The organism is Fictibacillus sp. S7, from assembly GCF_004127935.1.
GTDB lineage: Bacteria > Bacillota > Bacilli > Bacillales > Fictibacillaceae > Fictibacillus_C > Fictibacillus_C enclensis.
In genome coordinates this window covers 1221429-1244687 of record NZ_QJKL01000001.1, presented here as the reverse complement: position 1 = coordinate 1244687, position 23259 = coordinate 1221429, and the positions used below count along the sequence as shown (strand labels likewise).

At 46.4% G+C, this 23259-nt stretch carries 23 protein-coding genes and 1 riboswitch; of the genes, 22 read left to right on the top strand and 1 reads right to left on the bottom strand.

Features of this window, described 5'->3' with window-relative positions:
* Positions 1–67 precede the first annotated feature (67 nt).
* The 13 genes from coaBC to spoVM all read left to right on the top strand — a co-directional run bounded on the left by coaBC (position 68) and on the right by spoVM (position 13529).
* Entirely contained in the window at positions 68–1282 is a 1215-nt protein-coding gene (gene coaBC / locus DMO16_RS06290; RefSeq protein ID WP_129476051.1) for a bifunctional phosphopantothenoylcysteine decarboxylase/phosphopantothenate--cysteine ligase CoaBC, read from the top strand.
* Positions 1279–3696: a primosomal protein N' gene (priA, locus tag DMO16_RS06285; protein ID WP_129476049.1), complete on the top strand. Its 2418-nt coding sequence runs from the start codon at positions 1279–1281 to the stop codon at positions 3694–3696. The genes coaBC and priA overlap by 4 nt, the downstream gene beginning before the upstream one ends.
* 24 nt (positions 3697–3720) lie before the next feature.
* Positions 3721–4194, top strand: coding sequence for a peptide deformylase (gene def, locus DMO16_RS06280; RefSeq protein WP_061969332.1), 474 nt, complete (start codon positions 3721–3723; stop codon positions 4192–4194).
* 9 nt (positions 4195–4203) lie between these two features.
* Positions 4204–5139, top strand: a complete 936-nt coding sequence (gene fmt, locus DMO16_RS06275) for a methionyl-tRNA formyltransferase (RefSeq protein ID WP_241840470.1) — start codon at positions 4204–4206, stop codon at positions 5137–5139.
* Entirely contained in the window at positions 5136–6509 is a 1374-nt protein-coding gene (rsmB, locus tag DMO16_RS06270) for a 16S rRNA (cytosine(967)-C(5))-methyltransferase RsmB (RefSeq protein WP_061969336.1), read from the top strand. The genes fmt and rsmB overlap by 4 nt, the downstream gene beginning before the upstream one ends.
* Entirely contained in the window at positions 6503–7588 is a 1086-nt protein-coding gene (gene rlmN, locus DMO16_RS06265) for a 23S rRNA (adenine(2503)-C(2))-methyltransferase RlmN (protein ID WP_061969338.1), read from the top strand. The genes rsmB and rlmN overlap by 7 nt, the downstream gene beginning before the upstream one ends.
* Positions 7589–7594: 6 nt before the next feature.
* Positions 7595–8359, top strand: a complete 765-nt coding sequence (locus DMO16_RS06260; protein ID WP_061969340.1) for a Stp1/IreP family PP2C-type Ser/Thr phosphatase — start codon at positions 7595–7597, stop codon at positions 8357–8359.
* Position 8360: 1 nt separating this feature from the next.
* On the top strand, positions 8361–10397 hold the full coding sequence (gene pknB, locus DMO16_RS06255) for a Stk1 family PASTA domain-containing Ser/Thr kinase (protein WP_129476045.1): 2037 nt from the start codon (positions 8361–8363) through the stop codon (positions 10395–10397).
* Positions 10390–11283: a ribosome small subunit-dependent GTPase A gene (gene rsgA / locus DMO16_RS06250; RefSeq protein ID WP_061969344.1), complete on the top strand. Its 894-nt coding sequence runs from the start codon at positions 10390–10392 to the stop codon at positions 11281–11283. Before pknB ends, rsgA begins: the two co-directional genes overlap by 8 nt.
* Before the next feature lies 1 nt (position 11284).
* Positions 11285–11932 (top strand): ribulose-phosphate 3-epimerase, encoded by a 648-nt coding sequence (gene rpe, locus DMO16_RS06245; RefSeq protein WP_061969346.1) that lies wholly within the window; start codon positions 11285–11287, stop codon positions 11930–11932.
* A gap of 25 nt (positions 11933–11957) precedes the next feature.
* A riboswitch (TPP riboswitch) is annotated at positions 11958–12065 on the top strand.
* Positions 12066–12139: 74 nt separating this feature from the next.
* A complete protein-coding gene (gene thiT, locus DMO16_RS06240) occupies positions 12140–12712 on the top strand; it encodes an energy-coupled thiamine transporter ThiT (protein ID WP_061969349.1) in 573 nt (190 codons plus the stop codon).
* A complete protein-coding gene (locus DMO16_RS06235; RefSeq protein WP_061969351.1) occupies positions 12709–13350 on the top strand; it encodes a thiamine diphosphokinase in 642 nt (213 codons plus the stop codon). The genes thiT and DMO16_RS06235 overlap by 4 nt, the downstream gene beginning before the upstream one ends.
* A gap of 98 nt (positions 13351–13448) precedes the next feature.
* Positions 13449–13529: a stage V sporulation protein SpoVM gene (gene spoVM, locus DMO16_RS06230; protein WP_061969353.1), complete on the top strand. Its 81-nt coding sequence runs from the start codon at positions 13449–13451 to the stop codon at positions 13527–13529.
* Positions 13530–13660: 131 nt separating this feature from the next.
* Here the strand turns inward: spoVM and rpmB are convergent, their stop codons facing one another.
* Entirely contained in the window at positions 13661–13849 is a 189-nt protein-coding gene (gene rpmB, locus DMO16_RS06225; RefSeq protein WP_061969354.1) for a 50S ribosomal protein L28, read from the bottom strand.
* A gap of 233 nt (positions 13850–14082) precedes the next feature.
* Between rpmB and DMO16_RS06220 the strand changes: the two genes are divergently transcribed.
* The 9 genes from DMO16_RS06220 (at position 14083) to fabG (ending at position 23257) form a co-directional block, all read left to right on the top strand.
* On the top strand, positions 14083–14445 hold the full coding sequence (locus DMO16_RS06220) for an Asp23/Gls24 family envelope stress response protein (RefSeq protein ID WP_061969356.1): 363 nt from the start codon (positions 14083–14085) through the stop codon (positions 14443–14445).
* A 15-nt stretch (positions 14446–14460) separates the two neighbouring features.
* Entirely contained in the window at positions 14461–16143 is a 1683-nt protein-coding gene (locus DMO16_RS06215; RefSeq protein WP_129476043.1) for a DAK2 domain-containing protein, read from the top strand.
* Between the two features lie 89 nt (positions 16144–16232).
* The gene (gene sdaAB, locus DMO16_RS06210; protein WP_129476040.1) at positions 16233–16895 is read left to right on the top strand and encodes an L-serine ammonia-lyase, iron-sulfur-dependent subunit beta; all 663 of its coding nucleotides are present in this window, start codon (positions 16233–16235) and stop codon (positions 16893–16895) included.
* A gap of 21 nt (positions 16896–16916) precedes the next feature.
* Positions 16917–17804 (top strand): L-serine ammonia-lyase, iron-sulfur-dependent, subunit alpha, encoded by an 888-nt coding sequence (gene sdaAA, locus DMO16_RS06205; protein WP_129476037.1) that lies wholly within the window; start codon positions 16917–16919, stop codon positions 17802–17804.
* Positions 17801–19843, top strand: coding sequence for an ATP-dependent DNA helicase RecG (gene recG, locus DMO16_RS06200; protein ID WP_129476034.1), 2043 nt, complete (start codon positions 17801–17803; stop codon positions 19841–19843). Before sdaAA ends, recG begins: the two co-directional genes overlap by 4 nt.
* 148 nt (positions 19844–19991) lie before the next feature.
* Positions 19992–20570, top strand: a complete 579-nt coding sequence (fapR, locus tag DMO16_RS06195; protein ID WP_061969367.1) for a transcription factor FapR — start codon at positions 19992–19994, stop codon at positions 20568–20570.
* Positions 20567–21574, top strand: coding sequence for a phosphate acyltransferase PlsX (plsX, locus tag DMO16_RS06190; RefSeq protein WP_129476031.1), 1008 nt, complete (start codon positions 20567–20569; stop codon positions 21572–21574). The genes fapR and plsX overlap by 4 nt, the downstream gene beginning before the upstream one ends.
* The gene (fabD, locus tag DMO16_RS06185) at positions 21574–22512 is read left to right on the top strand and encodes an ACP S-malonyltransferase (protein WP_129476028.1); all 939 of its coding nucleotides are present in this window, start codon (positions 21574–21576) and stop codon (positions 22510–22512) included. The genes plsX and fabD overlap by 1 nt, the downstream gene beginning before the upstream one ends.
* Positions 22513–22516: 4 nt before the next feature.
* Entirely contained in the window at positions 22517–23257 is a 741-nt protein-coding gene (fabG, locus tag DMO16_RS06180) for a 3-oxoacyl-[acyl-carrier-protein] reductase (RefSeq protein ID WP_129476025.1), read from the top strand.
* Positions 23258–23259 lie beyond the last annotated feature (2 nt).

Sequence of the window (23259 nt, the reverse complement as noted above, 5' to 3'; positions counted from 1 at the left end):
TTTTTGCAGAATAACAAATAGATTGATTATAAATATATTATGTAAACAAAGACGGGAGGAACAAACCTTGACTCCATCTCAAAAAAATGTACTCCTTTGTGTGACAGGCGGAATTGCGGCTTATAAGGCAGCGACAATTGCGAGCCAACTGTTTCAAAAAGGGTTTCATGTCAAAGTGATTATGTCAGATTCCGCTCAAAAATTTATTACCCCGCTGACCCTGCAGACCTTGTCCAGAAATGTAGTATACACCGACACGTTTGAAGAACGCGATCCACATGTAGTTGCCCATATTGACCTTGCTGACTGGGCAGATCTTGTTGTGGTGGCACCTGCAACGGCCAACTTCATTGGCAAGCTGGCCAATGGCATTGCGGATGATATGATCACAACGACATTATTGGCTGCACAGGCACCCATAATGATTGCCCCGGCCATGAATGTGCATATGTATCAGCATCCGGCTGTATTGCAAAACATGCAAAAGCTTGCAGACTTTGGCTATCGATTTGTGGAGCCGGGGGAGGGCTTGCTTGCCTGCGGGTATGTCGGGAAAGGAAGGCTTGCCGAACCCGAAGAAATCATCGCCTGTATAGAGGAACATTTTTCGGGAGCGGAACACGTTGCAGATTTGCCTCTTCAGGGGAGAAATGTGCTGGTAACCGCAGGCCCGACAAGGGAACAGGTCGACCCTGTGCGTTATTTTACCAATTATTCTTCGGGAAAGATGGGGTATGCCATTGCAGAAGCGGCAGCCAGAATGGGTGCGTCCGTAACGCTGGTCAGCGGTCCGACAGCTCTGGAAAAACCAGCAGGTGTACATGTTATCGAAGTCATATCTACCGAGGATATGTATCAGGCGGTTATGAAGGAATATCCAAAGCAGGATCTTGTCATTAAGTCGGCAGCAGTCGCCGACTATACCCCGCGTATTAAATATGATGAAAAAATGAAGAAAAACAAGGAAAACTGGTCGGTGGAAATGGAAAAAACAACAGATATTCTTTCCGTGCTCGGCCAGAAAAAGGAACGGCAAATTCTTGTAGGGTTCGCCGCGGAAACCGGCAATTTGGAGAAGTACGCACTTGATAAGCTGAAGCGTAAAAATCTCGATATGATTGTCGCCAACAACGTGGCACAGGAAGACGCAGGGTTTAGTGTGGACACCAACCGAGTCATTATTTATAAGAAGGATGGGTCGTCGATTGAATATCCGCTGCAGTCGAAAGAAAAAGTTGCCGAGGAAGTGCTTCTTCAGGCGATGGAATTGATGGCTTTATGATAGCCAAAGTGATCGTGGATGTGCCGGCCAGCAATGTGAACCGCACCTTCGATTACCTTGTTCCCCAAGAGCTGGAGGATACGGTAAAACCGGGAATGAGGGTTTCTGTTCCGTTTGGCCCCCGTAAGCTTCAGGGGTTTGTCATGGGACTGGCTGACGAGCCATCCGTAAAAAAGCTGAAAAAAATCAATGAACTGCTTGATCCTGTACCCGTATTAACAGAGGAGCTTTTACAGCTCGGCCAGTGGGTTTCCCAAAAGACGTTGTGCTTTTTGATTACCGCCTATCAGGCGATGATCCCTGCTGCGTTGAAAGCGACCTATAATAAAGAATTCAAAATGGTGGATGGCATTTCTTTGGAAGATTTGCCAGTCGAGGCAGCGGAATGGTTCAGGCATCGTGACCGCATACCCATGGAGGATTTATTGAAGATCACACCCACACCGCTAGGCTTGTTTCAGCGGTTGGTTCAAAAAAATCATCTGGAAGTCATCTATCAGATGTCAGATAAGGTTACCAAGAAAAAAATCAAGCTTGTGCATGCCTCAGGAACGGAAGAAGAGATCCTGGAACACATGGCGTCCCTTTCCAAACAGGCGGTAAAACAACGCGAAATCCTTTCGTTTTTACTGGAGTCCGGGGAACCGGTTGTGCAAAAGGATCTGCTTGAGATCCTGGAGACCACACGTTCGGCGATACAGTCGCTGGAACAAAAAGGGTATGTACAAACAATCGAAAAAGAAATTTACCGTGATCCATATGCCAACCGGGATATCAAGCCAACAGAGCCACTGCCGCTTACCATGCAGCAGGAGCAATGTATCCGGCCGGTATTGTCAGCGCTTGAGGAACAACGGCATGAAACAATTTTGATTCACGGTGTAACAGGAAGCGGCAAAACAGAAATTTATCTTCAATCCATCGACAAGGTGATAAAAAAAGGACAGGAGGCGATTGTCCTTGTTCCTGAAATATCGTTGACACCTCAGATGGTTAACCGGTTTAAAGCACGATTTGGCTCGCGCGTTGCTGTGCTGCATAGCGCCTTGTCCGCGGGAGAAAAATATGATGAATGGCGGAAAATTCAACGGAAAGAGGTATCTGTAGTTGTCGGAGCCCGTTCCGCAGTGTTTGCCCCTTTTGAAAACCTCGGTTTGATCATAATAGACGAGGAGCATGAATCCAGTTATAAGCAGGAGGAAAATCCCCGCTATCACGCCAGAGAGGTAGCCGTTCATCGGGGAGAATACCACCGGTGTCCTGTCATACTGGGAAGTGCAACTCCTTCGCTTGAATCGTATGCCAGAGCACAAAAAGGGGTTTACACCCTTTGTGAATTGAGCGACAGGGTCAATCAGCGCGAACTCCCATCCGTGTCGGTTGTTGATATGAGAGAGGAGCTGCGTGCCGGTAACCGCTCCATGTTTTCACGGGATTTGTTCACCAAGCTCAAGGAAGTGCTCAGCCGGAAGGAGCAGGCGGTACTCTTTTTAAACCGCAGAGGCTATTCATCATTTATTCTGTGCCGTGACTGCGGCTATGTTGGTGAGTGTCCGCATTGCGATATCTCGCTAACGTACCATAAGCGGCAGCATTTGCTGAAATGCCATTATTGCGGGCATCAGGAGCCGATGCCTTCGCGCTGTCCGATGTGCGAGAGCCCATACATCCGCTTTTTCGGTACCGGTACACAAAAGGTGGAGGAAGAGCTTGCCAGACTTCTCCCGGAGGCCAGGGTGATCCGGATGGATGTTGACACAACAGGTAGGAAAGGAAGCCATGAGAGGTTGCTGAATGAATTCGGACAGGGAAAGGCAGATATCTTGCTGGGCACACAAATGATCGCCAAGGGATTGGATTTTCCAAAAGTTACGCTTGTCGGTGTTCTTGCCGCGGATACGATGCTTCATCTTCCGGATTTCAGAGCGTCCGAAAAAACCTTTCAGCTTCTGACCCAGGTGAGCGGAAGAGCCGGCAGGCATGAGTTAACCGGAGAAGTGGTGGTCCAGAGCTATACGATCGGTCATTACAGCATCGATCTTGCCTCTCAGCACGATTATCATGCATTTTATGACGATGAGATGAAAATCAGAAGGGACCATAAATATCCCCCTTATTATTATTTGACGCTGCTGTCCTTCTCGCATCCGGAATTGATGAAGGTGGTGGATGCAAGTGAGAAATCAGCATCGTACCTTTCACAGAGGGTTTCACGGGGAACTATCATTCTTGGGCCGGTCGTATCGCCGATCGCCCGCATCAAAGATAGATATCGCTACCAGGTCATGATAAAATACAAAAATGAACCTGGATTGAGCGAAATGATCTCTGAATTACTTCAGCATTTTCAGCCTGAAATGGACGTCAACGGCCTCCAGATCTCGGTGGATATGAATGCTCAAAATATAATGTAAGTTGTACAGAAGGAGAGAAAGAAGATGGGAGTTAGGGAGATTGTCTGCTACCCTGATGCAATTCTTGAAAAAAATTGTGAACCAGTCACATCTTTTCATCATGAACTTCACCAGCTGATCGACGATATGTTCGACACCATGTATGAAGCAGAAGGTGTTGGGCTTGCCGCACCACAGATTGGTATCGATCTGCGGGTTGCTGTTGTAGATGTAGGTGATGAAACCGGCAAGATAGAATTGGTGAACCCAATCATCGAGCATGGCGAAGGCGAACAGGATGGACCGGAAGGCTGTCTTAGCTTTCCCGGTATCTTCGGTGATGTGAAACGATACCAAAAAGTAACCGTACGGGCACAGGACAGAAACGGAAGAACATTTACCATAGTGGCGGAAGACTTTCTTGCGCGCGCCTTGCAGCATGAAATTGACCACCTGAACGGCATATTGTTCACCTCCAAGGTCAGTTCGTACTACGAACCTGGAGAGTTTGAAAGGTAGGAGTTACAGATGAAAATTGTTTTTATGGGAACCCCGGATTTTTCGGTCGGTGTTTTAAGAAGACTTGTAGAAGATGGCTATGAGGTTGCCGCAGTGGTAACGCAGCCGGACAAGCCTCAAGGCAGAAAAAAAGAAATTAAGCCGACTCCGGTAAAAGAAGAGGCCATGAAACACGGAATCCCCGTGCTGCAGCCGAAAAAACTGAGAGCTGAATATGAAGAAGTACTAGAGTATAAGCCGGACTTGATTGTTACGGCTGCTTATGGACAAATTCTTCCTTCTGAAATTTTGCAGGCACCTCAATACGGCTGTGTTAATGTCCATGCTTCGCTTTTGCCTGAATACCGAGGTGGAGCACCGATTCACCAAAGTATCATTGATGGAAAAACAGAAACCGGTGTTACCATTATGTACATGGTCGATAAGCTTGACGCAGGAGATATCCTGACACAGGTCAAGGTTCCGATCGAAGAAGAGGACCATGTGGATAGCATGTTCCGAAAATTAAGCAATGCCGGTGCCGATCTGCTTACCAAAACCTTGCCTGATTTGATTGAGGGCAGACTGACACCCATCAAGCAGGACGAATCAAAAGTAACGTATGCTTATAATATTTCAAGAGAGCAGGAAGAGATTGACTGGTCCAAAAGTGGTGAAGCCATTTACAACCAGATCAGGGGCATGCATCCCTGGCCGGTCGCCTTTACGAAACTAAACGGACAACCGTTGAAAGTATGGTGGGGAAAAAAAGTAAGAACAGGTGCAGAAGCTGAACCCGGTACAGTTCTTGAAACGAACAAAGAAGGGTTCGTTGTCAACACCGGGGATTCCACAGGGATACTCATTACTGACCTACAGCCTGCCGGAAAAAAACGCATGGCTGCCACCCAGTTTTTACAGGGTGCGAAGCTTAAGCCCGGGATAAGGCTGGGTGAAGACGCTTGAAACAAAATGTGAGGAATACAGCAGTGGATGTGCTGTTAAAGATTGAACAGAACCAGGCTTACAGCAATCTTCTGCTCAACCAGTCGATCCAGAAAGCAAAACTGAGTCAGCAGGATACAGGCCTTTTAACCGAACTGGTATACGGAACCGTTCAACGGAAAAACACGCTGGATTATCTATTGGCGCCTTTTGTGGCAAAAGGCCTTCAAAAACTGGACAAATGGGTGCTTGTTCTTCTCCGCATGTCCCTGTATCAGATGGTGTATCTTGACCGGATTCCGGATCATGCCATTATCAATGAAGCCGTGGAAATCGCAAAAGCGCGGGGCCATAAAGGGATCTCTGGCATGGTTAACGGTGTATTGAGAAAAATACAGCGGGAGGGAACAAGAGATATCTCAGTCATTGAAAACGATGAGGAACGGCTGTCCCTTCAATACAGCATGCCCCAGTGGCTTGTTCACCGGTGGATTGAACAATACGGACTTCATGAAACAGAGAAAATGTGTATGGCCAATACAAAGCCATCTCCTGTTACAGGAAGAGTCAATGTGATGAAGACGAACCGTGACCAGGTGCTTAAGTCCCTTGAAAAGGAAGGCATTGCGGGAAGCAAGGGGGAACTTTCTCCTGATGCCGTCCGGATAAATAAAGGCGGCCTTTCACATTCTTCTTTATTTAAGGAAGGATATGTTACAATACAAGACGAAAGCTCAATGCTTGTGGCACGGGCCCTTGGTCCGTTGCCAGGCGAAAAAATACTGGATGCCTGTGCGGCTCCTGGAGGAAAAACAACGCATATCGCCGAACTGTTAAACAATACGGGCGCGGTGACGGCGCTTGACCTCCATCCGCACAAGGTAAAACTGATCGACGAGCAGGCGAGGCGCCTTCATTTGGGCAACATAGCAACAGAGGCGCTGGACAGCCGTAAAGCAGGAGAAAAATTTGCTTCCTGTTCGTTTGACAGAATACTCGTAGATGCACCGTGCAGCGGATTTGGTGTCATCCGGAAAAAACCGGACATTAAATGGTCCAAAAAAGAAGAAGATATACATCGAATTGCTGAGATACAGCAGCAAATTTTAGCTAAAGTAGCAAAACTGTTAAAACCAGGCGGGACCTTGCTTTACAGTACATGTACCGTCGATAAAGAGGAAAATCATGAGATTGCCGAAGCGTTCCTGGATAAGCATCCCGATTTTGAATGGGACAGCCAGTTCAGTGAGAGGCTGCCTGAAGCATTAAAACCATTTGTGATGCCTGCACAAGCCCAAGTACAGATCCTTCCTCAATATTTTAACAGTGATGGTTTTTACCTTGCTTGCTTTAAGAAAAAGACTACAACTGGTGGTGAAACCCAATGTTAAAACCGTTAAGTGAAAAACAGCAGAACCCGGCGATTATGCCTTCCATCTTTTCACTTGAGTTAAGTGATCTGGAAAACTGGCTATCTGAAATTAAAGAACCGAAATTCCGTGCAGCACAGATTTACAATTGGCTTTATGAGAAACGAGTAACAAGCTTTGAAGAAATGACAAACCTGCCAAAAGGGCTTCGTGAGAAATTGGAAGAAACCTATCATATTCATCCGATGAAAGAAGTGGCCCGCCAGGAATCCTCCGATGGCACAATCAAATTTTTGTTTGAGCTGCAGGATGGCTATTCCATCGAAACTGTTTTGATGCGCCATGATTATGGCAACAGCGTCTGTGTGACCACACAGGTAGGCTGTCGTCTGGGATGTACGTTCTGTGCGTCAACGCTCGGCGGGTTAAAACGGAACCTGCTGGCTGGAGAAATTGTCTCTCAGGTGCTTCAGGTTCAGCGTGCCCTTGATGGCACAGAGGAGCGGGTAAGCTCGATTGTCATCATGGGAATCGGCGAACCTTTTGATAACTATGACGGCCTTATTAAATTTTTGAAAGTCGTCAACCATGATAAGGGCCTCAATATCGGAGCCCGTCATATTACGGTTTCAACCAGTGGAATCGTGCCTTATATTTATAAATTTGCCGATGAAGGCATGCAGATCAATTTTGCCGTGTCACTGCATGCTCCAAATACGGAAATCAGAAGCAAACTCATGCCTGTGAACCGGATGTATCCGATGAATGAGCTCATGGATTCCATCCGTTATTACATTAAAAAAACCGGACGCAGGGTTTCATTTGAATATGGATTATTCGGCGGCGTGAATGACCAGGTAGAACATGCCGAGGAACTGGCAGACCTCATTAAAAGTGTAAAATGCCATGTAAACTTGATTCCAGTGAATTATGTACCGGAGCGTGATTATGTCCGCACGCCAAAGAACCAGATCTTTAAGTTTTTGGAAACCTTAAAAAAACGTGGTGTCAATGCGACTCTTCGAAGAGAGCAGGGGCATGATATTGACGCAGCTTGCGGGCAGTTACGGGCAAAGGAGCGTCAGGAAGAGACGAGGTGACGTATTTTGCAGTACGCATTTAAGACAGATACAGGTAAAGTTCGTCAGCATAATGAAGACAGCGGGGGAGTGTTCACAAAAGGTGAACACTTTCTTGCCCTTATTGCCGATGGGATGGGTGGCCATAAGGCCGGAGATGTGGCAAGTTCCAAAACGATTCAGCTTTTTGAAAAGGCGTGGAATTCGATCACAGAAGATGAAATTGAAACCCCGGTAAAAGCAGAAGAATGGCTTTTAAAGACGGTAACCAATACGAATTTAGAGCTTTTTCAGTATGCCAACAGCAATGCCGATTGCAATGGAATGGGTACGACTCTTGTCGGAACGCTGTGCACCCCTTCTTATTTAACGATATTACATATAGGCGACAGCCGTGTTTATTATTTTTCCGAAAACAAGCTTATTCAAAAAACGGAGGACCATACGCTTGTCAATGAACTCGTCCGTTCAGGACAATTGTCCGAAACGGAAGCAGAAAACCATCCCAGAAAAAACGTCATCCTCCGGGCATTGGGAACCGACGATGTCATTGAGGTGGATATCCAGACCATTTCATGGGGCGAAGGCGACCTCGTGCTTCTATGTTCGGACGGATTATCGAATAAAGTATCCCGGGATATGATGGAATCCATTGTAAGTGATGACAGCCTCTCGCTGGATCAAAAAGTGGACCGCCTCGTAAACCTGGCAAATGAAGCCGGAGGAGAAGACAATATTACGATTGGGCTTGTCCGTTACCCTCCCGATGAACAGCAAAAGGGAGTAAATTAGCATGATTGGCAAACGAATCAGCGGCCGCTATAAACTGCTCGAAGTCATAGGAGATGGCGGAATGGCCATTGTTTACCGGGCCAAAGATCTTATTTTGGACCGTGATGTGGCCGTGAAAATCCTTCGATCGGAATTTTCGGACGACGAGGAGTTTATCAAGCGGTTTAAAAGAGAGGCAGAAGCTGCAACCAGCCTGGATCACCCCCATATTGTGAGCATCTTTGATGTGGGTGAAGAAAACAATGTCTATTTCATTGTGATGGAGTACGTAAAGGGGAAAACGTTAAAGCAATATATACGTGAAAAAGGGCGGCTGTCTGTAGAGGAGTCCATCCAGATTATCAAGCAGATCGCTTCGGGTATGGTTGCTGCCCATGAACATGGAATCATTCACAGAGACATTAAACCACATAATATTCTCATTGATGAAAACGGAGTGGCCAAGGTTACCGATTTTGGCATCGCACTTGCCATCACATCGGCGACCATCACACACACCAATTCGGTTTTGGGCTCGGTTCACTATTTTTCACCCGAACAGGCCCGCGGAGGCGTAGCCAACGCAAAATCGGATATTTATTCACTGGGAGTCGTACTATTTGAAATGCTGACCGGCCGAGTCCCGTTTACTGGAGAGTCGCCTGTATCTGTCGCATTAAAACATTTGCAGGAAGATGTTCCGGAACCGAGGAAAATTAATCCGGAAATTCCGCAAAGTGTGGAAAACATTATCCTTAAAGCCCTGACCAAAAACCCGGTCTACCGGTATGACAGTGCCCTTGAGATGATGGATGACCTTGACACGGCGTTGTCACCTCACCGGCTGAATGAGGACCGGTGGAGTGATTTTGATGAATCTGCTGATGCGACAAGGATTATGGCTCCGGTCTCCATGACAAAAGAGGCGGAGGCAAAAGCACCTGAGCCTAAACCGGAATATCCTCCGGCACCAAAGAAAAAGAAGAAAAAGTGGCGAATGATTCTGCTCATTCTTATACTTTTGCTTGCTGTTGCGGGGGTTGCCGCTTTTGTCATGCCAGGGATGTTTAAAGTTAAAGACGTGTCAGTCCCCAATGTAGTTCATAAAGACTACGCCGACGGCTATGACAAGCTTGTTAACCTGAAACTTAAAGTGGAGCGCAAAGACCTGTATGACGATGAAGTTGAACAAGGCAAAATCATCAAACAGGACCCTGAAGCCCAGTCCATGGTAAAAGAGGGGAGCTCGGTCACACTCTATGTCTCTAAAGGCTTTAAAAAGGTAGACATGGAAGATTTGACTGGCATGAAGGAAGAAGAAGCAAGAGATTTGCTGAATGAAAAAGGATATAATACGAAAAATATTGAAACGATACCAGTAGAGTCAGAAGAAACACCAGAAGGGGAAGTAGTATCCCAGAGTCCCGAAAAAGGCGAAAAGGTCAATCCGAGTGAAATTCAGGTCATCCTTCGGGTAAGCACAGGACCGCCAACCGTTCAGCTTGAAAATTTGGCGAATTCATCCAAAGAAGATGTGCAAAATTACATCTCCCAGGAAGGACTAAATGTTGATTTCTCAGAAGAATATTCGGATTCGGTCGAGGAAGGAAAAGTCATTTCACAAAAGCCTTCTCCGTATACCACTGTAAAAAAGGGATCAACAGTAAATGTCGTCATTTCCAAGGGGAAGAAGCCTGAACCTAAACCGCCTGAAGAGAAGCCAGAAAAGCCGGAAGATAAACCGGAAAAGCCAGATTCGGGCGAAGAACCACAGGACCAGGAAATCACGTTTAACAACAAAATTACCGTGGAAGTGTCCAAAGAAGATGAGAACCAACAATTTCGGGTAAGAATTGTTTACAGTGATGCCAAAAAGGATAATGCTGTATTTGTGGAAGAACAAATTTCGAAAACGAAAGAATATATGGTGCCGCTCACGGTTTCACCAGAAAAGGATGCGTCCTATACGGTATATTTAAACGGAAAAGAGCAAGCAGCCAAAACGTTTAACTATAAAGATGCAAAGGAAGGAAATTTCAAAGGAGAGAATAATGAATAATAAGACTGAAGGAAGAATTATAAAATCAGTCGCTGGTTTTTATTATGTGCTTTTCAATGACGAGGTCTTTCAATGCAGAGGACGGGGGAATTTCAGAAAGAAAAAAATTACTCCTGTGGTGGGGGACTGGGTTGTGTTTGAATCTACCAACCCTACGGATGGCTATATACTCGATGTGAAAGAGAGAAAGAATGAATTGAACCGGCCGCCCATCTCGAATGTCGATCAGGCTATTTTAGTGTTTTCTGCAGTGCGGCCGGAATTTTCTACAGCGTTGCTCGACCGTTTTCTTGTCCACATCGAGGATAATGGCATACAGCCGGTTATATGCATTACAAAGATGGATTTGATCGAGAGTAACGAGTACCAGCAGGAAATTGAAAATTATATCACAGCCTACCGCAAGCTGGGATATGATGTCCTTCCAACCTCTGCCATGTCGCTCGCTGGAATGGAAGCGATCAAACCCATTTTTAAAGGCAAAACCAGTGTGTTTGCCGGACAGTCGGGAGTTGGAAAGTCGTCTCTATTGAATGCACTGATGCCCGAGCTTATGCTGGAGACCAATGATATTTCCGACCATTTGGGCAGGGGAAAGCATACGACCAGGCATGTAGAACTCCTTCCATATGGTGAAGGACTGATTGCCGATACACCGGGATTCAGTTCGCTGGATTTTGTTGAAATTGAAACCGAAGAGCTCTCTTATAATTTTCCGGAGATGAAAGAAAGAGTATCGGATTGCAAGTTTCGGGGCTGCACACACAGCTCGGAGCCGAAATGTGCGGTAAAAGAAGCCGTGGAAGAAGGGGAGATTCCCCGCTTCCGCTATGACCATTACTTGGAATTTTTACAGGAAATCAAGGAACAAAAACGGAGGTACTAACATGATAAAAGTTGCGCCATCCATACTGTCCGCTGACTTTTCGAAGCTGGGCGAAGAAGTCAGGGCAGCTGATGAGAGCGGGGCCGATTACATCCATATAGATGTGATGGACGGTCATTTCGTACCAAACATTACGATGGGCCCGCTTGTGGTAAACGCGATTCGCCCGTTGACAGATCTGACATTTGATGTCCATTTGATGATTGAAAATCCGGATCAATATATTCCTAATTTTGCAGAGGCAGGAGCCGACATCATTACGGTTCATGTAGAAGCGTGCCCGCATCTGCACCGGACCATCCAGCTGATTAAAGAGCATGGAAAAAAAGCGGGGGTTGTACTGAACCCTGCCACTCCGATCGATACGATTAAGCATGTTCTTCCTGAATTGGACCTTGTTTTAATCATGTCGGTCAATCCGGGCTTTGGAGGACAGTCTTTTATCCAAGAATCTTTATCAAAAATCAAGGAACTCAGAACCCTGATCGACGAAAAGGGTCTTGATGTCGAGATCGAGGTTGACGGGGGCGTAAATGCAGAAACCGCACGCCTTTGTGAAAAAGCGGGAGCGACTGTCCTTGTTGCGGGATCGGCCATTTATGGGAAAAAGGACATAAAAGGTGCAATTCAGGCCATTCGTGGTGTATAATAGATGGGTATAAAGAACTGAGAGAAGTAACCACAGGGGGAGTCCCATAAAGGGGCTGAGAGGGGAGTAAGTTCCCGACCCTTAGAACCTGAAGCAAGATCATGCTTGCGTAGGAATGTGGAGTCGCTGTTGTTTCATTAAAAAGCAACCGTCATTCACATGCCGGTTGCTTTTTTCTTTTCTTAACTATGTTAGGGGGAGAACAATATGACAAAACGGATTGGGTTTTTAACCGAAATCGCAATGATGTCCGCACTGGCCATCATTTTAAGCTTTGTACAATTTAAAGGGATTTGGGCCTATGGGGGATCGGTTTCTCTGGAAATGCTGCCGATTTTTCTAATGGCGTTCCGCAGAGGAGTATCCGGGGGGGTCGCCACAGGCCTGATCGTAGGAATGGTCAAAATGCTGATTGACGGAACAGCGGGCATTCATCCGGCTTCCTTGATTCTTGATTATCCGCTGGCCTTTTTGCTTGCTGGTTTTGCAGGAGTTTTCAGAGTCAATGCCGTATCTTCGCCAAAAAGAAGAATGTCAGCCATTGTGGCTGGAATCTTGTTTGGAAGCGTGCTCCGTCTTGCTTCTCACGTGGTTTCAGGTGTCATTTTCTTTGCAGCATACGCTCCGAAAGGAATGAATCCTTTTGTGTATTCAGTAATCTATAATGTTTCCTACATGATTCCGGTTGCTCTTATCACCATTGTGGCGTTCCTTTTCTTAACGAAAACCGCGCCTCGCCTTCTTCATCACACGGGCCGCGGAGTAACACAGGCAGCATGAATATCATCATTGTAGCAGGAGGTCCGGAAGAGAAGCATCCGGACTTTTCTTGTTTTCCTGTAAATGACTCCGTCTGGGTAGGAGTTGATCGTGGGGTGTACCATCTGCTGAAAAAAGGCATCAAGCCTCATTATGCCTTTGGTGATTTTGACTCACTGGACAGCAGGGAAAGGGAATGGATGTCCTCTTATGAACTCCCGGTATTTGAATATGACAGCGAAAAGGACAAAACCGACCTGGAACTGGCCCTCGAATGGGCGGTTGACGAACAGCCGGAAGGAATCATATTGCTTGGCGCGACTGGCGGCAGGCTCGATCATGAACTGGCCAATATCCAGCTTCTGCTTTTGGGCCTTGAACAGAGTGTGCCGATCGAGATCCGCGACAGTCAAAATTCAATCAGCCTGAAAGCACCCGGGACATATGAGGCCGTGAATGAACCGGAGTACCCCTATCATTCCTTTCTTCCCTTTAACGGGCCGGTGAATGGCCTCTCGCTTTCCGGATTTAAATACCCATTGAAACAGCAATATTTGCCAATGGGTTCCACCCTTTGCATATCCAATGAGCTTGTAAATAAAAATGGTACTTATTCCTTCTCTGGCGGCATATTAATGTTCATAAAGAGCCATGATTAAATTAATCTTTAACGGCAGGCCGCATGGTACTATTTTTTATATGATGAATATATTTACAAGGAATGTCTTATTTTTTAAGGGCCTGGAGGAGGGGTATGATGAAATTTTACACCATTAAACTGCCTAGGTTTTTAGGAGGATTTGTACGTGCGGTTTTAGGTTCGTTTAGAAAAGGATAAAAGAGGACGACCGGCACCTTATTTTATGTACAACATCTATTAAAAAAGGAAAGGCACCCTGTCAAAGAGGGTGCCTTTCCTTTTTTTTTGCAAAATAAAAAACAACGGGGAACCCGTTGTTTTATGAGCATTTACACACGTTCGATTTTTCCGGATTTAAGGGCACGTGCAGAAACATATACACGTTTCGGCTTGCCGTCAACCAAAATGCGGACTTTTTGAACGTTAACTCCCCAGCTCTTTTTGGTTTTGTTCAAGGCGTGTGAACGCTTGTTTCCTGTTTTAGGGCCTTTTCCAGTAACGTAGCATTTGCGTGACATATTGTGTACCTCCTTTATAACAGTAAAACTGTATCATATCAGTCGTATGTTAAATACTAACCTATAGTAGCATGACCACTAAAGAAAAGCAACAAATGAATTTATGCATTTCAAGTAAAAATGCTTGACATAACTTTGATGCTGTTGTCAAATGGAGATGTCCTTTTAAAAAACATAGTTATATAGTAAAATGAGGGTTAGCCATAATTGATTCATAAAAAGGGGGATTCATCGTGTCCATTGAAATGAAGAACAAATACGGCCAGATTGACATTTCTACGGAAGTCATCGCAACCATTGCTGGAGGAGCCGCAATTGACTGTTACGGAATTATTGGCATGGCGTCAAGAAAGCAGCTGAAGGATGGCATTACCGAGCTTTTAGGGCGTGACAACTTCTCTCGGGGAATTGTGGTTCGACAGGAAGAAGAAGAAGTACATATTGATATGTACATTATCGTAAGCTACGGAACGAAGATTTCAGAAGTAGCCCATAATGTTCAAACCAAAGTGAAGTATACACTTGATCAAATGCTGGGTCTGTCTGTGGATTCGGTTAACATCTTTGTTCAAGGTGTCAGGGTTACAACCCCTTAGTTAGGAGGAAAGTTTGTGTCTTTAACAGTTTTAGACGGTAAAAAGTTTGCGGCCATGGTTGCACTCGGTGCCGCAAACTTATCAAAAAATGCAGCAATGATTGATGCACTTAATGTCTTTCCTGTTCCAGATGGAGATACAGGGACCAATATGAACCTTACCATCACTTCCGGGGCAAAAGAAGTTCAGCAAAATACCAGCGCCGATATCGGAAAGGTTGCTCAAGTCTTTTCACGCGGCCTGCTGATGGGAGCAAGAGGCAACTCTGGGGTAATACTATCCCAGCTTTTCCGTGGTTTTTCAAAATCAATCGAAGGGAAGGCAAAGATTACTTCGGTTGACTTTGCAAAAGCATTTGAGAACGGAGTGGAAACAGCATACAAAGCTGTGATGAAACCGATCGAAGGAACCATTTTGACAGTGGCGAAAGACGCGGCCAGGCGAGCCGTAAAGTCAGCAAAGAAAAATGATGATCTTCTTCTCGTCATGTATGAGATTGTTGAAGAAGCCAAAGTTTCTCTTGATCGCACACCTGATTTGCTTCCTGTACTGAAGGAAGTAGGGGTGGTGGACTCCGGCGGACAGGGGCTTCTGACGGTGTATGAAGGATTTCTTTCTGCCCTTGAAGGAAAGGAACTGTCTGAAATTTCCCCGCAGGCACCTTCCATGAAGGATATGGTCAATGCCGAGCATCATAAAGCTCAGCTCCATATGAAGACCGAAGATATTCATTACGGATACTGCACCGAATTTATGGTGAGATTCGAAGATGATAAAATAAAAAAAGCACCATTCAGTGAAGAGGAATTTCGAAACGAGCTGAATCGGCACGGCGACTCATTGCTTGTTGTTGCTGATGAGGAGCTCGTGAAGGTTCATATTCATACCGAACAGCCTGGAGACATGCTGTCACTGGCACAGCGCTTCGGAAGCCTGATTAACATAAAAATTGAAAACATGAGAGAACAGCATTCAGCCATCCTGGAATCCGACCGGGCGATGCACGAACCGGCCGCCAGCCCGGCCGCCAAAAGCGAGAAAAAGGAATATGGAATCGTAACGGTTGCCATGGGAAGCGGAATTAAAGAGCTCTTTACTTCGCTTGGAGCAGGTTATGTCATTGAAGGCGGACAGACCATGAACCCGAGTACGGAAGACATCGTGAAAGCCATTGAGGTAGTGAACGCAGAGAAGGTCATCGTTCTTCCGAATAACGGCAATATTGTCATGGCCGCCGAACAGGCAGCCACGGTCGCCGACCAGGATGTTGCCATTGTCCGCTCGAAAAACGTTCCTCAGGGAATGGCCGCCTTGCTTGCTTTCAACCCGGCAGTAAATCTGGAGGAAAACCAGGGCAGGATGACAGAGGCACTGAACCATGTAACATCCGGACAATTGACCCATGCTGTCAGGGACACATCCATTGACGGAATAGAGATCAAAAAAGGTGATTTTATGGGAATTATGAACGGAAAAATCGTGGCTTCCATGCCTGATCAAACAGAAGCTCTTCATCAGCTCATCAAAGAAATGGTTGATGAGGATTCAGAGATTCTTACGTTGATCACCGGAGAAGATGCAACTGAGGAAGAAACAAAATCACTGGTACAGTACATTGAAGAAACATACCCCTCTGTTGAAGTGGAAGTTCATCTCGGAAATCAGCCTATTTATCCGTATATTATCTCGGTTGAGTAAGAAAGATGTTCTCTTCATTATTGTTCAGATATGATACAGTAATGAAGGGAATATTTTTATGTGTAATATTCTTTTTCGGAGGGACAAAGATGAAGTACAAAAGTGTTTTTGATATTATTGGTCCTGTAATGATAGGACCTTCAAGCTCTCATACAGCGGGTGCCGCACGAATCGGAAGAGTAGCCCGCGACTTGTTCGGACGGAAACCGGACTATGCGCATATTTCTTTTTATGGATCGTTCGCCAAAACATACCGGGGTCATGGAACCGATGTTGCGATCGTGGGAGGCATCCTGGATTTTGATACTTTTGACACTCGGATTGTGGATGCGCTTTCATTGGCGAAGGAGCAGAACATTGAGATCAAAATGACGGAAGAAGATGCGATTACCGATCACCCGAATACAGCCAGGATTGTTCTCGGAGATGAGCATGGTAAAATTGAGCTGGTTGGAATTTCGATCGGCGGTGGAAAAATAGAAATAACAGAACTGAATGGATTCGATCTGCAGCTGAGCGGTGAACACCCCGCCCTTCTTATTGTCCATAATGACCGTTATGGCGCCATTGCAGGTGTGGCAAATGTTCTGGCCAAGCATCAGATCAATATTGGACATATGCGTGTCTCGCGAAAGGAAAAGGGGCAGGAAGCGCTAATGATTATTGAAGTGGACCAGAACGTGCATCAAGTACTTGTTGAAGAGATCGAAGCTCTTCCCATTGTTCAGCAAGTAGTAAAAATAAACGAGTAACCTTGAAAGGAAGAACGTCGTATGTTTCGAAATGTAGCCGAGTTAGTGGAACTTGCCGAAGCGAAAAACTGCAAAATCTCGGATATTATGATAGAACAGGAAATGGAAATTACGGGACGGACAAAAGATGAAATCATCAGTCAGATGGACCGTAATCTTAAAGTGATGGAGGAAGCAGTAGAGCGGGGTATCACCCAGGATGTTAAATCACACTCCGGTTTGACAGGGGGAGATGCTCTTCTCCTTCAAAACTATATGAAAAGCGGTAAAAGCCTGTCCGGTGAATTTATGCTCGATGCTGTAAGTAAAGCCATTGCCACCAATGAAGTGAATGCGGCGATGGGAACCATCTGCGCCACTCCAACTGCAGGCTCGGCAGGTGTCGTGCCAGGAGTACTTTTTGCCTTAAAGGAAAAATTAAATCCTACAAGAGAACAGATGGTTGCCTTTTTGTTTGCATCAGGAGCCTTTGGTTTTGTAGTAGCCAACAATGCCTCCATTTCAGGAGCAGCCGGGGGCTGTCAGGCGGAAGTAGGTTCTGCCACAGGTATGGCCGCTGCCGCGGTTGTTGAACTGGCAGGGGGCACGCCTTCCCAGTCGGCTGACGCCATGGCCATTGCCTTAAAGAACATGCTTGGTCTTGTTTGCGATCCCGTGGCCGGACTTGTGGAAGTTCCTTGTGTGAAGCGTAACGCAATGGGTGCAAGCAATGCGATTGTTGCAGCGGATATGGCACTCGCCGGAATAAAAAGCAGAATTCCCTGCGACGAAGTGATTGATGCCATGTATAAAATTGGACAAACCATGCCCACGGCCTTAAAAGAAACGGCACAAGGAGGGCTGGCGGCTACACCAACAGGCAGGGAGCTTGAAGCTAAGATTTTTGGTATAGCCCTTAACAAAAAATGAATCTGAATCAGCTGAACGTAACAGAAGTCAGCGGAATCGGGGAGAGCAAGCGTGAGGTTTTGCAGGAGCTCGGCATCGTCTCAGTTATGGACCTGCTTGAATACTTGCCGTTCCGTTATGATAATCACCAGCTTAAGGATCTGGCGGACGTTAAACATGAAGAAAGAGCGACCATTGAAGGGAAGGTTCACAGTGAACCTTCTCTCCGTTATTTTCCAAGGAAAAAATCAAAACTGAGTATCCGTGTGCTGATCGGCCGTTATTTGATCACAGCGGTCTTTTTTAATCAGCCATATTTAAAAAAACAGCTGACACCGGGCCAGACGGTAACACTTACGGGAAAATGGGATGCTCATAAAATGACGTTGACGGTGAATGACATCAAGTTTGGTATACAGCCTCAGGACGAAAGCATTGATCCGGTGTATCCGGTAAAAGGAGAAATGAGCGTCAAACAGGTTAGAAGGCTCATTAAAATGGGATTCAGCCAATATGGCGATCAAGTGGAAGAAGTGCTGCCGGCATCCACACGGGAAGCCTACAAATTGTGGGCGCGGGGCAAAGCACTGTATAGCCTCCATTTTCCGCAAACTTTTGAACATCTAAAGCAGGCAAGAAGACGGATGGTGTATGAGGAATTTCTGCTTTTTCAGCTGAAGATGCAAATGTTCCGAAAGATTAACAGGGAACAATCTGCCGGAGAAACTTTGCATTTCAAGGAGGAAGATGTGCAGAAGTTTATCTCCTCTTTACCCTTTCCGCTGACAGGAGCTCAAGGCAGGGTAACCCAGGAAATACTGAACGACATGTCCTCTCCCTATAGAATGAACCGGCTGTTGCAAGGAGATGTGGGCTCCGGGAAAACAGTTGTGGCAGCAATCGCACTGTATGCAGCTATAGCATCGGGCACACAGGGAGCACTGATGGTGCCGACCGAGATACTGGCCGAACAACATTTTCAATCCCTCGGTGAGTTGCTTGGCCCCCATGATCTGACCGTTGAAATGCTGACCAGCTCGGTAAAAGGCAAAAGAAGAGCGGATATCCTCTCAAGACTTGCTTCAGGAGAGGTTGATGTGTTAATCGGCACTCATGCATTGATACAGGATGAAGTGGAATTTTTGAAGCTGGGATTGGTAATTACTGATGAACAGCACCGGTTTGGAGTCAAACAGCGCCGGGTGCTGCGGGAAAAGGGACAAAGCCCCGATGTCCTGTTCATGACGGCTACCCCGATTCCCAGAACATTGGCCATTTCCGTGTTCGGAGATATGGATGTATCGGTCATTGATGAAATGCCTGCCGGCAGAAAAGCCATTGAAACGTATTGGGCAAAACACCACATGCTGGACCGTGTGCTTGGGTTTGTACAAAAAGAGCTCGATGAGGGGAGACAGGCTTATGTCATTTGCCCTTTAATCGAGGAATCGGACAAACTGGATGTTCAAAATGCCATCGATGTACATGCCCAGCTGCAGCAGTATTTTCAACAATATAACGTCGGCTTAATGCACGGAAGGCTTCACTCATCGGAAAAAGAAGAAGTGATGAGGGAATTTGCGGAGAATCGCTGCCATGTGCTCGTATCCACAACAGTGGTGGAAGTAGGGGTTAATGTACCCAATGCGACCATTATGGTCATCTATGACGCGGAGCGTTTTGGCCTCTCGCAGCTTCATCAGCTCAGGGGCAGGGTAGGGCGTGGGAGCGACCAATCCTACTGCATACTGATTGCTGACCCGAAATCGGAAGAAGGAAAAGAAAGAATGAGAATCATGACGGAAACATCCGATGGCTTTGTTTTATCAGAAAAGGACCTTGAACTTCGGGGGCCAGGCGATTTTTTCGGAAACAAACAAAGCGGGCTTCCTGATTTCAAAATTGCCGATATCGTTCATGATTACCGGGTGCTTGAAGTGGCGAGAAACGATGCTTCCAAGCTCGTAAACTCCAATGCTTTCTATACAGAGGAAACCTATGCACCGCTAAGGGATTATCTGAAACAGACCGGAGCCTTTTCTTCCGAACGCCTGGACTGACCCGCTTTTGCGCAAGGAAGCTAGCGGCTTCCCTTTTATCCTTTCTTGAAATGGTATAGCTGCTATTATATACTACTATTAGTACCAGCTCTTAAAAAATGGATAGCCGTGCTGATGCTCAACTGGCATATCTGGATGGTGTGGATACATGAAGAGAACAAAAAAGGAAAGACAGGCATTGCTGAAAAGCACAATTGAGGCTACGCCCTTCATAACTGATGAAGAACTGGCCGAAAAATTCCTGGTCAGTGTGCAGACGATCCGGCTGGACCGGTTGGAACTTTCCATTCCCGAACTCAGGGAACGGATAAAAAATGTAGCGCAGCAGCAGCTTGATACGGTCAAAGCGCTTCCGCTGGAAGAAGTGATTGGGGAAATTATTGATCTTCAGCTGGATGAAGCGGCCATTTCCATATTGGATATTAAAAGTGAACATGTGTTTTCCCGAACAAAAATAGCGAGGGGGCACCATCTTTTTGCGCAGGCGAATTCGCTCGCTGTAGCGATCATCAATGATGAACTGGCGCTCACCTCAAAAGCCAATATCCGTTTTACCCGGCAGGTAAAAGAAGGGGAACGGGTGGTGGCAAAAGCGAAAGTAAACAGAATAGAAGGCTACCGTACTACGGTTGAGGTTACGAGCTACGTAGAAAAGGAAGCGGTCTTCTCCGGTCAATTCATTATGTTCCGTTCGACTGGAGAAGGAAAGGAAGGAAGTGCAACATGAGAATTGCGATCGATGCAATGGGCGGAGACAATGCTCCTGAAGCTCAAGTGAAGGGAGCATTAAAGGCACTCTCTGCATTTGAGGATTTGAACATTGTTTTAATTGGGGATGAAAATAAAATCTCACCCTATCTGACTTCTTCAGATAGGGTGGAGGTCATGCATACCGAGGAGAAAATTGGAAGCGATGAAGAGCCGGTTCGTGCCGTGCGAAAGAAAAAGAATTCTTCCATGGTTCTCGCCGCCAAAGAAGTGAAGGAGGGGCGGGCAGATGCCTGCATTTCAGCGGGAAATACGGGGGCGCTTATGGCATCCGGTCTGTTCAATGTCGGCAGGATCAGTGGAATTGACCGCCCGGCACTGTCTCCGACATTGCCCACCATGGATGGCAAAGGGTTTTTGCTCCTGGATGTTGGCGCCAATATGGACGCTAAGCCGGAGCATCTGCTTCAATATGCCATTATGGGCAGCACCTATGCGGAGCAGGTCCGCGGAATCAAACATCCAAAAGTGGGACTGTTGAACGTAGGCACAGAGGATGAAAAAGGAAATGCCTTAAGTAAGGCTGCTTTTTCCCTCCTGAAGGACGCGCCCGTTCACTTTATTGGAAATGTGGAAGCGCGAGATCTGCTGAACGGAGCAGCGGATGTGGTGGTGTGTGACGGCTTTTCAGGAAATGTCGTCCTCAAAACGATCGAAGGCACGGCATTGATGATGTTTTCCATGCTCAAGCAGGAACTGACGGCCACAACGGTCAGCAAACTGGCAGCGGGTCTCTTGAAGCCAAGGCTGAAAGGCCTGAAAAGCAAACTTGATTATTCGGAGTATGGCGGCGCGGGACTGTTTGGTCTTGCTGCTCCTGTCGTGAAAGCACACGGATCATCCGATGAGAACGCCATTTTTAATGCCGTCAGGCAAACACGAACCATGGTGGAGAAAAAGGTCGTTTCCATCATCGCCGAAAAAATGAAAGAAGTAGAAAACGAGAAAAAGGGGGAAGAATAATGAGTAAAATTGCTTTTTTATTCCCTGGCCAGGGATCCCAAAGCGTGGGAATGGCACAGGAACTGGCACAAAACTTCGAGGAAGCCCGAACTATTTTTGAATTAGCGGACAACAGGCTCGGCTTTTCCCTCTCTTCTGTGATCTTTGAAGGACCGGAAGAGGACTTGAAACGTACGGAAAATACGCAGCCTGCATTGCTTACAGCAAGCACAGCTGTGCTTGCGGTATTTAAAAAGCAAGGCATCAAGGCAGATTACACTGCGGGCCACAGCCTGGGTGAGTATTCGGCATTAGTTGCAGCGGGAAGCCTGTCCTTCGAGGATGCTGTGTATGCAGTAAGACAGCGGGGGCTTTTTATGGAAGAAGCCGTACCCGCCGGTGTTGGCGCCATGTCTGCAGTACTGGGAATGAAACAGGCTGATTTGGAGGATATTACGCAAAAAGTATCTCAAAATGGCCATCCGGTTCAAGTGGCGAATTTAAACTGCCCAGGTCAGATTGTGATTTCTGGAACGGCACAAGGAGTGGCAGATGCCGCCAGTCTTGCCAAGGAAAATGGAGCCAAGGTCATTCCACTGCAAGTAAGCGGTCCGTTCCATTCATCGCTGATGGAACCTGCTGCTCAAAAAATGAAGAAAGTGCTTGATACGATTGAGATTCGCAATGCTGAAGTTCCGGTCATTGCCAACGTTTCTGCCAAGCCTGTAGAAGAAGCATCGGTCATTAAAGAAAACTTGGTAAAACAAATATACTCTCCTGTCCGCTGGGAAGAAACAGTGAATGAATTGATGGCGCTCGGAGTGGATACATTCATTGAAATCGGGCCGGGAAAAGTTCTTTCAGGGCTTGTGAAAAAGGTCAACCGCAGGGCAACAACCATCGCGATCAGTGACGAAGCAAGTATGAATGCCGCAATTGAAAAGCTGAAGGGGGAGTAACTCCATGCTAAACGGAAAAACAGCTCTGGTTACAGGAGCATCAAGAGGAATCGGAAGAGCCATCGCACTTGAATTGGCGAAAAACGGAGCAAAAGTCGCTGTCAATTATGCCGGCAATGAAGCGAAGGCAAAAGAAGTCGTGGAAGAAATTATCGCCATGGGGCAGGAAGCCATTGCTGTTCAGGCGAATGTTGCTGACAGTGAATCCGTAACCGGAATGGTCAAACGGGTAATCGAAGAGTTTGGTTCACTTGATATTCTAGTTAACAATGCAGGGATTACCAAGGATAATCTGCTCATGCGCATGAAGGAGGAAGAATGGGATTCTGTGCTCAATACGAACTTAAAAGGTGTGTTTTTGTGCACAAAAGCGGTCACCCGCCAGATGATGAAGCAGAGAAAAGGAAGAATCATTAACATTTCATCCATTGTTGGTGTTTCAGGAAATCCTGGACAGGCCAACTATGTTGCAGCCAAAGCTGGTGTGATCGGACTGACAAAAACGACGGCAAAGGAACTGGCGAGCCGCAACATTACGGTCAATGCCATTGCACCAGGTTTCATTGATACGGAAATGACTGAAGTGCTTGAGGAAAATGTTAAAGGTGAAATGCTGAAAGCTATTCCGCTAGCGCGTTTTGGCAGCACAGATGATATTGCTTCGCTTGTGACGTTTTTAGCAGGCGACAGCAGTTCTTATATTACCGGACAGACCATCAACGTGGACGGCGGAATGGTAATGTAACT